The following is a 13457-nucleotide window of genomic DNA, read 5'->3' on the forward strand; positions in this document are numbered from 1 at the left end:
CGGGGAGCGGGTGGCCTGGCCATCAGTAGCGGTAGCTGTCGGGCTTGAAGGGGCCTTCCTGGGTCACGCCGATGTACTTGGCCTGGGCTTCGGTCAGGCGGGTCACCACGCCCCCGAAGCCCTTCACCATTTCCAGCGCCACTTCTTCGTCGAGCTTCTTGGGCAGGACCATGACGGTGACGTTGGCGGTCTTCTCGGCGACCGGCAGGTCGGCGAACTTCTCCTGGTACAGGTGAATCTGCGCCAGCACCTGGTTGGCGAAGGAGCCGTCCATGATGCGGCTGGGGTGGCCGGTGGCGTTGCCCAGGTTCACCAGGCGGCCTTCGGCCAGCAGGATCAGGTAGTCGTCGTTGGCCGAATCGACGGTCAGGCCGGTGCGGTGGATCTTGTGCACCTGCGGCTTCACCTCTTCCCAGCCCCAGTGCTGGCGCATGAAGGCGGTGTCGATCTCGTTATCGAAGTGACCGATGTTGCACACCAGGGCGCGCTTCTTCAGCGCCTTGAGCATGTTGGCGTCACAGACGTTGACGTTGCCGGTGGTGGTGACGATCAGGTCGATCTTGCCCAGCAGGGCGCGATCCACCGAGGCTTCGGTGCCGTCGTTCAGGCCGTCGACATAGGGCGAAACCAGCTCGTAGCCGTCCATGCAGGCCTGCATGGCGCAGATCGGGTCGACTTCCGAGACCTTGACGATCATGCCTTCCTGACGCAGCGAGGCGGCCGAGCCCTTGCCCACGTCGCCGTAGCCGATCACCAGCGCCTGCTTGCCGGACAGCAGGTGGTCGGTGGCGCGCTTGATGGCGTCGTTGAGGCTGTGGCGGCAACCGTACTTGTTGTCGTTCTTGCTCTTGGTGACCGAGTCGTTGACGTTGATCGCCGGGACCTTGAGGGTGCCGTCCTTGAGCATGTCCAGCAGGCGGTGCACGCCGGTGGTGGTCTCTTCGGTGATGCCGTGCACGCGCTCCAGCACCTGCGGATACTTGTCGTGCAGGATCTGGGTCAGGTCACCGCCGTCGTCCAGCACCATGTTGGCGTCCCAGGGCTGGCCGTCCTTGAGGATGGTCTGCTCGATGCACCACTCGTATTCGGCTTCGGTCTCGCCCTTCCAGGCGAACACCGGGATGCCGGCGGCGGCGATGGCGGCGGCGGCCTGGTCCTGGGTGGAGAAGATGTTGCAGCTGGACCAGCGCACTTCGGCGCCCAAGGCTACCAGGGTCTCGATGAGCACGGCGGTCTGGATGGTCATGTGGATGCAGCCGAGGATCTTGGCACCGGCCAGGGGTTGCTCGCCGGCGTACTTGCCACGCAGCGCCATGAGGGCGGGCATTTCCGATTCGGCGATGATGACTTCGCGACGACCCCAGTCGGCCAGGGAGATGTCGGCGACCTTGAAATCGTTGAAAGCGGCAGGCGTGAGGACAGCGCTCATTGAAGAGTCTCCATTCGTTAGGTGCGAATGGGCGCCGTTGATGCGTTCTGATAACGCTCCGTTCGAGCCTGACAACGTCTGACGTCATGCCGGCCGTGATGCCCGCGCCAGCGGCGGGTCGGCTAGGATGGGATAACGCAGCGTGCTGCAGCGCCCCTCGAACGGAAGGCGGGGCGGCCTGGTGGCCGCGATGCGCGGGCAGTATAACGAGGATCGCGATAAACCCAAAGGGTGGCGCTCTGCCTCATGTCGACCGGAATCTACCGCGCGCACCCTGATCTGATGCCCCAACCCCCCTGGAAATTCAAGGAGCCCTGATGAACTTCCATACCCGCAAGTGGGTGAAACCCGAAGACCTCAACGCCAATGGCACCCTGTTCGGCGGCAGTCTGCTGAAGTGGATCGACGAGGAGGCGGCGATTTACGCCATCGTGCAGCTGGAAAATCCCAAGGTGGTGACCAAGTACATCTCGGAGATCAACTTCATCAGCGCCTCGCGTCAGGGCGACATCATCGAGCTGGGCATCACCGCCACCGAGTTCGGGCGTACCTCCATCACCCTGAGATGCGAGGTGCGCAACAAGATCACCCGCAAGAGCATCCTCACCATCGACAAGATCGTCTTCGTCAATCTCGACGAGGAAGGCAATCCGGTGCCCCACGGCAAGACCCGGATTACCTACGTCGAGGACAGGTTCAAGGAGTCGCCTTGAGTCCGGCGCGGGTCACGTCCAGGCGCCGCCGCTCGGCCCAGTAGAGCAGCAGTTCGCGCAGTTGCGAGAGTTCGATCGGCTTGCCCATGTGGCCGTCCATGCCGGCCTCCTGGGCGCGATCCTTGTGCTCGGCGAGGATATGCGCGGTCAGGGCCACCACCGGGGTGCGCGAACGATGATTCTGCTGTTCCCAGGCACGTAGCCGGCGGGTGGCGCCGAAGCCGTCCAGCAGGGGCATCTCGCAATCCATCAGGATGAGGTCATAGGTGTTCTGCTGGAGCTTTTCGAAGGCCTCCAGGCCGTTGCTCACGGTATCGGGTTCGACGCCGAGCTTCTTCAGCATGCCGCGGATCACCTTGACCGAGATGCTGTTGTCCTCGGCCACCAGCACGCGGAAGTCGCTGGGGATGCCGCTGGGCTGTTCCTGGGGCTCGGGTTCGCTGACCCGCTGGCCGCGGCGCGACAGTTCGTCGGCCAGGGTGGCCCTGAGGGTATAGCCGGCCACCGGCTTGGCCAGCACCCGCTTGATGCCGGCGTTGCGGGCGATGACCTTGCTCGGCGCATTACTCAGCCCGGTGAGCATGATCAGCAGCAGATCGTGGTTGAGATTCTCGTCCTCGTTGATGCGCGCGGCGAGCTGCATGCCGGTCATGCCCGGCATCTGCTGATCGAGCAGCACCACATCGAAGTATTCCCGCAGGTGCGACTGGGTACGCAGCAGGGCCAGGGCCTCGCGCCCGGAGGCGGCGGTCACCGCCTGCATGCCCCAGGCGCTGCACTGCTGCTGCAGGACCTTGCGGCAGAGTTCGTTGTCATCGACCACCAGCACCCGCACGTCCTGCAGCGGATAGTCGCTGTCGCCGCGCGACAGGACCAGCGCCTGAGCCGGGATGGGCAGGCTGATCCAGAAGCTGGAACCGCCTTCGGCGTTGTTCTGGATGCCGAAGTCGCCCTGCATCAGCAGCACCAGCTGGCGGGCGATGATCAGGCCGAAATCCAGGCTGTCGGTGTCGCTGGCGAGGAAGTCGCGGCGGTCGAGGTGGGTGGACAGCAGCTGGCGACTCAGCGCCGCGTCCAGCGGGGTGCCGCTGTCCTGCACGGAGATGCGCAGGCGCGGCGGTTGGCCGGTGGCCTCTTCCAGGGAGATCACCAGCAGGATCTCGCCTTCCTCGGTGCGCTGGAAGGCGTTTTCCAGCAGGTTGAGCAGGATCTGGCGCAGGCGGGTCGGGTCGCCGATGAAACGGCGCGGCACCTGGGGCTGGATGAAGCTGAGCAATTCGACCCGGTGCTCCTCGGCACGCGGCCGGAAGATGTCCAGGCAGTCGTCGAGCAGGGCATTGAGGTCGAAGGTGACCTCCTCGAGTTCGATCTGGCCACTTTCCAGGCGGGTGATGTCGATGATCTCGTTGATCAGATTGAGCAGCTCGGCGCCGGCGCTGTGGATGGTCTGCACATAGTCGCGCTGCTTGGCCGACAGCGCCGTGCCCTGCAGCAATTCGGTCATGCCCAGCACGCCATTCATGGGCGTGCGGATCTCGTGACTGATGCGCGAGAGAAATTCGGCCTTGCCCTTGAGCTCCGCGTGGTCCGTGGCTCTGTCGCGGGTGCGGGTGAAATGTTCCTCGCGCAGATAGCGACGCCGCTCCTCCAGGGCCAGGGTCAGCAGGATGCCGCTGAGCATGCAGCTGGCGATCAGGCCGCGGCCCATCCATACCGGCGGATTGGCGTAGCCGGCCAGGATCGGCAGCGCGATCAGCCCGGCCAGGGCCAGCAGGGCGCAGCTCATCACCAGCAGCCGCGCATAGCGGGCGCCCTGGTGCCAGCGCTCCAGAGCGATGATCAGGCAGGCGCACAACGCCAGGCCATTGACCGCCATCAGCCAGTCGCCGACATAGAGTTCGCCGGCGGCGATACGCACCATGGCGGCCAGGCCGACCAGGGCCAGCAGGCTCCGCAGCGTGCGGCGGACCCAGAGCGGCAGCCGTCGCCAGCCGAAGAAGGCACCCACGAGATTCAGCCCGGCGGCGCTGCAGGCCAGCACCGACAGATCGGTCAGCAGCGGCGTCTGGCCCTTGAAGGTGCCCAGCAAGAACTTGCTCAGTCCGAAGATGTTCAGGGCTACGCAGACCAGCATCACCAGCAGCAGGGTGAGGGCGCTGGTGGCGCGGCTGCGGTGGTAGAGCAGCTGGGCACCGTTGTACAGCGCCAGCATGGCCAGGCAGCCGAGCAACACGCCGAACATCACCAGGCGATGGGTGATCTCGGCTTCGGCGCTGCTGCTCAGGGTCAGGGCGATCCGCATCGGCTGGGGCGATTCGAATCTCAGGAAGAGGTCGAGCGGCTGATCGCTCTGTGGAATCGGAAAGACGAAGTCGCGACTGAGTTGCTGCGGATTGAGCAGCGGCCGCGACAGGCCATCGCGGATCTCGCTGAGCAGCTGGTCATCGCGATAGGCGAAGAAATCCAGATAGCCGACGTTGGGCGAAATGATGCGCAGCAGCCGCTGCTGGGTATCGGGCTGGATGCGCGTGTGCAGCCAGAGCGCGCCGGAACCGGCCGGGCGGTGGGCCCTGGCGGTGGTCAGCGGTTTGAAGGCGGACAGCCGATCACGGACATCATCGAGCGAGAATTCGCCAGTAACGTCCTCGTACTGCGCCCAGCCCGCATCCGGCGAATTCTCGGCCTGCACGGAATTGGCCACTAGCAGCAACAGCAGCCAGCTGACCACAAAGCCTATGGCGATCCAGAGCCGGTGCACGAGAGTTCCCTTCGCAAATGCGGACGTCGAGTATAGACCAGCCCGTCACGTCTGTTGACGTAACAGTGTAACAGGCTGATCTCTTAGGCGAGCTTCACTGTCGCTCGCGAGCGATGGCGCGGTAGCCGATGTCGCTGCGGTAGAAGCAGCCCTGCCAGGAGATTTCCCGGGCCAGTGCAGAGGCGTTCTGCTGGGCGGCGGAGACCGTTTCGCCCAGAGCCGTGGCGCACAGCACCCGACCGCCGGCGGTGACGACCTGACCGTCGCGCAGGCCGGTGCCGGCGTGGAACACCTTGCCCGGCAGCGCTGCGGCGGCCTCGAGACCGGCGATGGCGTCACCCTTGGCGTAGTCGCCCGGATAGCCGCCGGCGGCCAGGACGATGCCCAGGCTCGGACGTGGATCCCAGCAGGCTTCGATCTTGTCGAGGGCCTCGGCCAGGGCGGCCTCCACCAGCAGCACCAGGCTGGACTGCAGGCGCAGCATCACCGGCTGGGTCTCGGGATCGCCGAACCGGCAGTTGAATTCGATGACCTTGGGCGCGCCACTCTGGTCGATCATCAGGCCGGCATAGAGGAAGCCGGTGTAGACATTGCCTTCGCTGGCCATGCCGGCCACGGTAGGCTCGATGATCTCGCGCATGACCCGGTCATGGACCGCCGCGGTCACCACCGGCGCCGGGGAGTAGGCGCCCATGCCGCCGGTGTTGGGACCGCTGTCGCCGTCGCCGACGCGCTTGTGGTCCTGGCTGGTGGCCATCGGCAGCACGTTCTTGCCATCCACCATGACGATGAAGCTGGCTTCCTCGCCATCGAGGAATTCCTCGATCACCACGCGCGCACCAGCATCGCCGAAGGCATTGCCGGAGAGCATGTCACGCACGGCGTCCTCGGCTTCGGCCAGGGTCATGGCGACGATCACGCCCTTGCCGGCGGCCAGGCCATCGGCCTTGATCACGATGGGCGCACCCTGCTCGCGCAGATAGGCCAGCGCCGGCTCCACCTCGGTGAAGTTGGCGTAGGCGGCGGTGGGGATTTGATGGCGCGCGAGGAAATCCTTGGTGAAGGCCTTGGAGCCTTCCAGTTGCGCCGCGCCGGCGGTGGGGCCGAAGCAGGGCAGGCCACGGCTGCGGAACAGGTCGACCACTCCGGCCACCAGCGGCGCCTCGGGGCCGACGATGGTCAGCTCGACGTTGGCCGCGGCGAAATCGGCCAGTTGCTCCAGGGCCAGGACGTCGAGGGCGACGTTCTCGCACTTGGCTTCGGTAGCGGTGCCGGCGTTGCCGGGCGCGACGTAGACCTTGGTGACCCGGGTGTCCTGGGCGACCTTCCAGGCCAGGGCGTGTTCGCGACCGCCGCTGCCGATGATGAGTACGTTCATGAAGCTTTCCTCTGGGCGGACGCTGGGCACGTCCGCCACGCAAATGGGTCGACGGCGAAGGCTGCGGCCCCCGCCGTGGCGGGCCTTAGTGGCGGAAGTGGCGCATGCCGGTGAAGACCATGGCGATGCCGGCTTCGTCGGCGGCGGCGATCACCTCGGCGTCGCGCATGGAGCCACCCGGCTGGATCACCGCGGTGATGCCGTTGGCCGCGGCGTTGTCGATGCCGTCGCGGAAGGGGAAGAAGGCGTCCGAGGCCATGACCGCGCCGGCTACGGCCAGACCGGCGTGCTCGGCCTTGATGGCGGCGATGCGCGCCGAGTTGACACGGCTCATCTGGCCGGCGCCGATGCCCACAGTCTGCTGGCCCTTGGCGTAGACGATGGCATTGGATTTGACGAACTTGGCCACCTTCCAGGCGAAGATCAGGTCCTGCAGCTCCTGCTCGCCGGGCGCGCGCCGGGTCACCACCTTGAGGTCGGCGGCGGTGATCATGGCGATGTCACGGCTCTGCACCAGCAGGCCGCCGTTGACGCGCTTGAGGTCCAGGCCGGGCTTGCGCTCGGCGGGCCACTCGCCGCACTCCAGCAGGCGGACGTTGGCCTTGGCCGCGACGACTTCGCGGGCTTCGGCGCTGACGCGCGGGGCGATGATCACCTCGACGAACTGGCGCTCGACGATGGCGCGGGCGGTCTCGGCGTCCAGTTCGCGGTTGAAGGCGATGATGCCGCCGAAGGCCGATTCGCTGTCGGTGGCATAGGCCAGTTCATAGGCCTGGCGGATGTCGCTGGCGACGGCCACGCCGCAGGGATTGGCGTGCTTGACGATGACGCAGGCCGGTTCCCCATAGCTCTTGACGGTTTCCAGGGCGGCATCGGTGTCGGCGACGTTGTTGAAGGACAGTTCCTTGCCCTGCAGCTGGGTGGCGGTGGCCACGCAGGCTTCGCTGGCGTGCTCGACATAGAAGGCTGCCTGCTGGTGCGGATTCTCGCCGTATCTCATGTCCTGCGCCTTGATGAACTGGGCGCTGAAGGTCCGCGGGAAGGCGGCGCGGCCTTCGGTGGAGAGGGTCTCCGCCTGCTGGTCGATGCTGCCCAGGTAGTTGGCGATCATGCCGTCGTAGGCGGCGGTGTGCTCGAAGGCCTTGAGCGCCAGATCGAAGCGCTGGGCATAGGTCAGGCCACCGGCCTTGAGGTCGTCGAGGATGGACTCGTAGTCGCTGGCATTGACCACGATGGCGACGTCCTTGTGGTTCTTCGCCGCACTGCGGACCATGGTCGGGCCGCCGATGTCGATGTTCTCGATGGCGTCGGCCAGGCTGCAGCCGGGCTTGGCCACGGTGGCGGCGAAGGGGTAGAGGTTGACCGCGACCAGGTCGATCGGGCGGATGCCGTGCTCGCTCATCACCTCGTGGTCGACGCCGCGACGACCGAGGATGCCGCCGTGGATCTTGGGGTGCAGGGTCTTGACGCGACCGTCCATCATCTCCGGGAAGCCGGTGTAGTCGGCGACTTCCAGCGCCGGGATGCCTTCATCGCGCAGCAGCTTGTAGGTGCCGCCGGTGGACAGGATTTCCACGCCGATGGCCGCGAGTTCGCGGGCGAAGTCGACGACGCCCGTCTTGTCGGACACGCTGATCAGCGCACGGCGGACGGGGAGGCGAGAGGTCTGGTCGGTCATGGTCATGTCCATCAGGAGGATAGAGACCGCCGGTCAAGCCCTCTGGCCCGCCGGCGATGAGGCGGATCAGAGCAGGTCGTACTGCTTGAGCTTCTTGCGCAGGGTGCCGCGATTGAGCCCGAGCATCTCCGACGCCTTGGTCTGGTTGCCCTTGACGTAATTCATCACGCTTTCGAGCAGGGGTGCTTCCACTTCGCAGAGCACCATGTTGTAGACGTCGGTCACCGGCTGCCCATCGAGGTGGGCGAAATAGTTGCGCAGCGCCTTTTCCACGCTGTCGCGCAGCGTCTGACCCTCCTGCAGGGGAGCGGTCAGGTGCTGCTTGAGGTCGCCGTTGTCACTCACGGGCGCTGTTCCAGTCAAAGTCTCGGTCATCGAATTCATGCCACCTGCTTCCCGGTCGGGGGCTGCGCGAAGAACGCGCGAATGCTGGCGTGCTGGGCTTGGGTGTCTTGCAGTCGGTTGAACTGGGCGCGCGATTCCGCGGCGCCCGGCCGGTCGGCCAGGTACCAGCCGACGTGCTTGCGGGCGATGCGTACGCCCATTTCCGCGCCGTAGAAGGCATGTAGGGCGTCGAGATGCGCCAGCAGGATGGCCTCCACCTCGGCATCACCGGGCGCCGCGAGGTGCTCGCCGGTCGCCAGGTAGTGGGCGATCTCACGGAAGATCCAGGGGCGCCCCTGGGCGGCACGGCCGATCAGCAGGCCGTCGCAGCCGGTGTGTTCGAGCACCCAGCGGGCCTTTTCCGGGCTGTCGATGTCGCCGTTGGCGAACACCGGGATACCGACCGCCTGCTTGATGGCGGCGATGGTGTCGTACTCGGCGGCGCCGAGGAACCGGTCGTCCCGGGTGCGGCCATGCACGGCGAGGGCCTGGATGCCCGCGGCTTCGGCCAGCTGCGCGATGCGCAGGCCGTTGCGATTGTCGGGATTCCAGCCGGTGCGGATCTTCAGGGTCACGGGGACGTCGACGGCGGCCACCACGGCAGCGAGGATCTCGGCCACCAGGGCCTCATCCTTCATCAGCGCGGAGCCGGCGGCCTTGTTGCAGACCTTTTTCGCCGGGCAGCCCATGTTGATGTCGATGATCTGGGCACCCAGTTCGACATTGCGCTGGGCCGCCTCGGCCAGCATCGCCGGATCGCCGCCGGCGATCTGCACCGAACGTGGTTCCTGCTCGCTGGCGTGGATCAGGCGCAGCCGCGACTTGCGGCTGTCGTAGAGTCGCACGTCACTGGTCACCATTTCCGACACGGCCATGCCGGCGCCGAGTGCCAGGCACAGGCGACGGAAGGGCAGGTCGGTGACCCCGGCCATGGGCGCGAGAATCAGCGGATTGGGCAAGGTATAAGGGCCGATGCGTACCATCGACATATCTTTTTCCCTGGCGAATAGGCGCCTGTTCCGCCTGCGCCGGAAACCGGCCGCGGACAGGGGCTGCTGTGCTTGAAAAGGGTTGGGAATGATACCCGCTCGCCGCCTCCGGATAAAGCGCGAGTTGGCTAGTTTATGAGCAATTCACCCTGGAGCTACTCCGGCGAGAAGAAGCTCAGGCTGTAATTCACGGCTCGCGGACCGGGGTCGAGAATGTCCAGGGCGATGTGGATCGGCGTCTGCGGCGGCATCTCGTCCTGGCCTTTCAGTTCGCCATTCAGGTATTCGCCCGGCTTGAAGCGGCGGCTGGCGAGCAGTTGGCCATTGAGGTCGGCGAAGCGCAATTCCAGCAGCGGGAAGGGCTGCGAGAAGGGTGCCCGGTTGTAGAGGATGGCATCGACGCGCAGCGCCCCGGAAAATTGCGGGTGGCTGCGCACCACCAGGTTGCTGCTGCGGATCTGCTGGACATCGACCTTGGACGGCACCTTGCAGCCGAGGCTGGCACAGGCCTGGACGAACAGCGGGCGATAGCTGTCCTGCCGCGCCAGTTCGTCGAAGTGGTAATAGACGTACTGGGCCGGCCAGGCCGAGCAGCGCCAGCAGGCAGAGCAGGATCCACAGCAGGCGGCGACCCCAGCGCGGGCGCTGTGGGTGGCTGTCCAGCTGCAGCGGTTCGTCGTGCAGGTCCAGCAGCGGATCGTCCTGCCATTCCGGCTCGCTGCGCAGGCCGCTCGCGGCCTTGGCCGGCGGCGGCTCGTCGTCGCTGTCGCGAGCGGCGCTGAGGGATTCGGCAGTTGGCTCCTGCCAGTCGTCGAGGCGGCCCAGGCCGGGTTCGGCGCGTTCGTCGTCGTCGGCTTCGACCCGGCCGAGCGCCGGCTCCTGGCGTTCGGTCGGCGCGGCGGTGAGGGGCGCGGGCGGCGTCGCCGGGGCAGGCTTCAACGGGGCGCGCACGGCAGCGAGCGGGGCCGCCGGCGCTGCGGCAGGCAAGGCGCTGATGGCGGGCTTGGGCTCCGGCCTGGGCTCCGGCGCGAAGGCCGGCTCGGGTTCGAGCTGCGGTTCCGGCTCGGCGGCGGTAAGGGATAGGGGCAGTGGCTCGGCCTCCGGCTCCACCTCGGGCGCGGCCTGCAGTCGCAGCGACTCCGGCTCGGGTTCGCGCTCGGCGGAGACGGCGCCGAGCGACGGCAGCTCGTAGGCATCTTCGTCGTCCCGGGGGCGGTGGGCAGCCAGTCCCAGGGCCGGTACCGGCTCTTCCCGCGGCGTGGTCACGGCGGGAGAGGCCAGCGGAGTGACCGGCGCGCGGCGCTGTTCTTCCAGGGCGCCCAGGCGGGCGACCTCGGCGTCCAGCTCCAGGTGGCTCAGGTCCAGTTCGTCATGGGGCCAGGCCGCTTCGCTGGGCGTGGGCGCCGGCTCGGCCGCGGGCTCAGGGGCCGTCAGGGGCGCAGCCTGGTTGCTGGCGTTGAACACTTCCAGGCAGACGCCACAGCGTACGTCGCCATCCGCGGCGGCCAGGTGTTCCTGGGTGACACGGAAGCGGGTATGGCAATGCGGACACTGGGCGACGAGGGATTCGGTCATGGCGAGGCGACAGCCAGGGAGTGAAGCGCGCTAGTGTACCCGAAGGCCCTGGCGAAAGAAGGGCCTCCACCGGGCCGCCGGGTGAGCGGACCGGTGGCGCCTTGGCGGATCAGCGGCGGCGGGTCCCGCTGATGCGCACCCAGCCGTCGAGGGTGGCGGTGGGTTCCAGGTCGAAGCAGCCGGCGTAGGCGGCGCGGACATCCTCGGCCTGCTCGGCGAGGATGCCGGAGAGGGCCAGGCGACCGCCGATGCGGGTCAGGCGGGTGATCTGCTCGGCCAGGCCGACCAGCGGGCCGGCGAGGATATTGGCCACCACCACGTCGGCCTGCTCGCCTGGCAGATCGGCGGGCAGGTAGAGCGGAAAGCGGGTCGGGTCGATGCCGTTGCGGTTGGCGTTCTCCCGCGAGGCTTCGAGGGCCTGGACGTCGATGTCGGTGCCCACGGCGCGCTCGGCGCCCAGCAGCAGGGCGGCGATGGCGAGGATGCCCGAGCCGCAGCCGAAATCCAGTACCTGCCGACCTGCGACCGGTTCGCCGTCCAGCCACTGCAGGCACAGCGAGGTGGTGGGATGGGTGCCAGTGCCAAAGGCCAGGCCCGGATCCAGCAGCAGATTGACCGCTTCGGGTTCCGGGGCCTCGTGCCAGCTGGGGACGATCCACAGCCGCTGGCCGAAGCGCATGGGCTGGAAGTTGTCCATCCAGCTGCGTTCCCACTCCTGGTCTTCCAGGCGCTCCACCTCGTAGGTCAGGCCGTTGGCCAGCAGCTGCACACGCTGTTCCAGGGCCGCGGCGTCGGTATCGCCTTCGAACAGCGCCAGCAGGTGGGTCTGGGACCACAGCGGGGTGGTGCCGAGATCCGGCTCGAAGATCGGCTGGTTCTCGGCGTCCATGAAGGTCACCGAGACGGCGCCCAGTTCGAGCATGAGGTCTTCGTAGGTTTCCGCCTGGGCGGGGGTGAGGGCGAGGCGGACTTGCAGCCAGGACATGATGGGCTACCTGAATCGGGTCAAAGCGGGGAGGGTAAATGAAAACGGGCTGCCCGAGGGCAGCCCGTTTACTAGGTAAGAAGCCGACGGGGCGAGCGAGCGAGCTAGGTCAGGCAAGGCGGCAATCGCCGAGGAAGCGCAGTTTACACAGGGTAAATGAGCATTCCGAGGCGATTTCCAACGCAGCCCGGCCGACGCGCAGCCGTCACGTCCTTAATGGCGCATGCCGAGCTTCTTCTCCAGATAGTGGATGTTCACCGCGCCCTGGCCGAAGGCCTGGTCGCGGGTCAGCATCCGGTGCAGATCGGCGTTGGTCTTGATGCCGTCGACGATCAGCTCGTCCAGGGCGTTGCGCATCCGGGCCATGGCCTCTTCGCGCGTCTTGCCCCAGGTGATCAGCTTGGCGATCAGCGAATCGTAGTTCGGCGGAACCTTATAGCCGCTGTACAGGTGCGAATCCACCCGCACGCCGTTGCCGCCCGGTGCATGGTAGTGCTTGACCAGGCCCGGGGAGGGCATGAAGGTCTTGGGGTCTTCGGCGTTGATCCGGCACTCGATGGCGTGACCGGTGATCTTGATGTCTTCCTGCTTGATCGACAGCGGGTTGCCAGCGGCGATGCTGAGCATCTCCTTGACGATGTCGACACCGGTGATCATCTCGGTCACCGGATGCTCCACCTGCACGCGGGTGTTCATCTCGATGAAGTAGAAACGGCCGTCTTCGTAGAGGAACTCGAAGGTGCCGGCGCCGCGGTAGCCGATGTCGACGCAGGCCTTGACGCAGCGTGCCAGGACTTCTTCACGGGCCTTCTCGTCGATCTGGGGCGCAGGCGCCTCCTCGATGACCTTCTGGTGACGACGCTGCAGCGAGCAGTCGCGATCGTAGAGGTGCACGGCGTTGCCCTGGCCATCGGAGAGCACCTGGACTTCCACGTGACGCGGATTGCCGAGGAACTTCTCCATGTAGACCATGGAATTGCCAAAGGCGGCGCCGGCTTCGGTCTGGGTCAGCTTGATCGACTTGATCAGCTCGGCCTCGTCCTCGACCACGCGCATGCCGCGACCACCACCGCCGCCGGCGGCCTTGATGATCACCGGATAGCCGACTTCGCGACCGATGCGCAGGCACTCGGCCTCGTCATCCGGCAGGGCGCCGTCGGAGCCCGGTACGGTGGGCACGCCGGCCTGCTTCATGGCGTTCTTGGCGGACACCTTGTCGCCCATCAGGCGAATCACGTCGGCGGTGGGGCCGACGAAGGCGAATCCGGACTGCTCCACCTGCTCGGCGAAGTCGGCGTTCTCGGCGAGAAAGCCGTAGCCCGGGTGGATGGCGGTGGCGCCGGTGACTTCCGCGGCACTGATGATGGCCGGGATGTTCAGGTAGGACAGGGGCGAGGGGGCCGGGCCGATGCACACCGATTCGTCGGCGAGGGACAGATGCATCAGTTCGCGGTCGGCGGTGGAATGAACCGCCACCGTCTTGATGCCCAGCTCCTTGCAGGCACGCACCACGCGCAGGGCGATTTCCCCGCGGTTGGCGATCAGGACTTTTTCCAGCATCGTGGGCT

Annotated in this window: 9 protein-coding genes, 1 pseudogene and 1 riboswitch; of the genes and pseudogenes, 1 reads left to right on the forward strand and 9 read right to left on the reverse strand. The window is 66.6% G+C overall.

The window, feature by feature from the left end:
• Positions 1-22: 22 nt before the first annotated feature.
• Positions 23-1429, reverse strand: coding sequence for an adenosylhomocysteinase (gene ahcY / locus QE393_RS00405; RefSeq protein ID WP_208693809.1), 1407 nt, complete (start codon positions 1427-1429; stop codon positions 23-25).
• Positions 1430-1451: 22 nt separating this feature from the next.
• Positions 1452-1594: riboswitch (S-adenosyl-L-homocysteine riboswitch) on the reverse strand.
• Between the two features lie 152 nt (positions 1595-1746).
• Here ahcY and QE393_RS00410 point away from each other — a divergent pair.
• A complete protein-coding gene (locus QE393_RS00410; protein WP_064309293.1) occupies positions 1747-2142 on the forward strand; it encodes an acyl-CoA thioesterase in 396 nt (131 codons plus the stop codon).
• On the opposite strand, the gene QE393_RS00415 is transcribed toward QE393_RS00410, so the two are convergent.
• The 8 genes and pseudogenes from QE393_RS00415 to accC all read right to left on the reverse strand — a co-directional run bounded on the left by QE393_RS00415 (position 2126) and on the right by accC (position 13449).
• The gene (locus QE393_RS00415; protein ID WP_273810233.1) at positions 2126-4900 is read right to left on the reverse strand and encodes a hybrid sensor histidine kinase/response regulator; all 2775 of its coding nucleotides are present in this window, start codon (positions 4898-4900) and stop codon (positions 2126-2128) included. The genes QE393_RS00410 and QE393_RS00415 overlap by 17 nt on opposite strands.
• A 94-nt stretch (positions 4901-4994) precedes the next feature.
• Positions 4995-6278: a phosphoribosylamine--glycine ligase gene (purD, locus tag QE393_RS00420; protein ID WP_263259272.1), complete on the reverse strand. Its 1284-nt coding sequence runs from the start codon at positions 6276-6278 to the stop codon at positions 4995-4997.
• 85 nt (positions 6279-6363) lie between these two features.
• Positions 6364-7956: a bifunctional phosphoribosylaminoimidazolecarboxamide formyltransferase/IMP cyclohydrolase gene (gene purH, locus QE393_RS00425; protein ID WP_273810231.1), complete on the reverse strand. Its 1593-nt coding sequence runs from the start codon at positions 7954-7956 to the stop codon at positions 6364-6366.
• Between the two features lie 66 nt (positions 7957-8022).
• Positions 8023-8340, reverse strand: coding sequence for a DNA-binding transcriptional regulator Fis (gene fis, locus QE393_RS00430; RefSeq protein ID WP_026083845.1), 318 nt, complete (start codon positions 8338-8340; stop codon positions 8023-8025).
• On the reverse strand, positions 8337-9329 hold the full coding sequence (dusB, locus tag QE393_RS00435) for a tRNA dihydrouridine synthase DusB (protein WP_273810225.1): 993 nt from the start codon (positions 9327-9329) through the stop codon (positions 8337-8339). The genes fis and dusB overlap by 4 nt, the downstream gene beginning before the upstream one ends.
• A gap of 155 nt (positions 9330-9484) precedes the next feature.
• Positions 9485-10904, reverse strand: a pseudogene (locus tag QE393_RS00440) (DUF3426 domain-containing protein).
• A 109-nt stretch (positions 10905-11013) separates the two neighbouring features.
• Positions 11014-11889 (reverse strand): 50S ribosomal protein L11 methyltransferase, encoded by an 876-nt coding sequence (gene prmA, locus QE393_RS00445; RefSeq protein ID WP_310041589.1) that lies wholly within the window; start codon positions 11887-11889, stop codon positions 11014-11016.
• A 213-nt stretch (positions 11890-12102) separates the two neighbouring features.
• Positions 12103-13449 carry an acetyl-CoA carboxylase biotin carboxylase subunit gene (gene accC / locus QE393_RS00450; protein WP_158890976.1) on the reverse strand — a complete coding sequence of 449 codons (1347 nt, stop codon included), beginning with the start codon at positions 13447-13449 and terminating at the stop codon, positions 12103-12105.
• Positions 13450-13457: the final 8 nt, after the last annotated feature.

The organism is Pseudomonas sp. SORGH_AS_0211 (assembly GCF_031453455.1).
Classification (GTDB): Bacteria; Pseudomonadota; Gammaproteobacteria; order Pseudomonadales; family Pseudomonadaceae; genus Chryseomonas; species Chryseomonas aestiva.

Excerpts from the sequence above, each read along its gene's own strand:
- ahcY (WP_208693809.1), bottom strand. The coding sequence starts at position 1,429 with ATGAGCGCTGTCCTCACGCCTGCCGCTTTCAACGATTTCAAGGTCGCC.
- QE393_RS00410 (WP_064309293.1), top strand. The coding sequence starts at position 1,747 with ATGAACTTCCATACCCGCAAGTGGGTGAAACCCGAAGACCTCAACGCC.
- purD (WP_263259272.1), bottom strand. The coding sequence starts at position 6,278 with ATGAACGTACTCATCATCGGCAGCGGCGGTCGCGAACACGCCCTGGCC.
- purH (WP_273810231.1), bottom strand. The coding sequence starts at position 7,956 with ATGACCGACCAGACCTCTCGCCTCCCCGTCCGCCGTGCGCTGATCAGC.
- fis (WP_026083845.1), bottom strand. The coding sequence starts at position 8,340 with ATGAATTCGATGACCGAGACTTTGACTGGAACAGCGCCCGTGAGTGAC.
- dusB (WP_273810225.1), bottom strand. The coding sequence starts at position 9,329 with ATGTCGATGGTACGCATCGGCCCTTATACCTTGCCCAATCCGCTGATT.
- prmA (WP_310041589.1), bottom strand. The coding sequence starts at position 11,889 with ATGTCCTGGCTGCAAGTCCGCCTCGCCCTCACCCCCGCCCAGGCGGAA.
- accC (WP_158890976.1), bottom strand. The coding sequence starts at position 13,449 with ATGCTGGAAAAAGTCCTGATCGCCAACCGCGGGGAAATCGCCCTGCGC.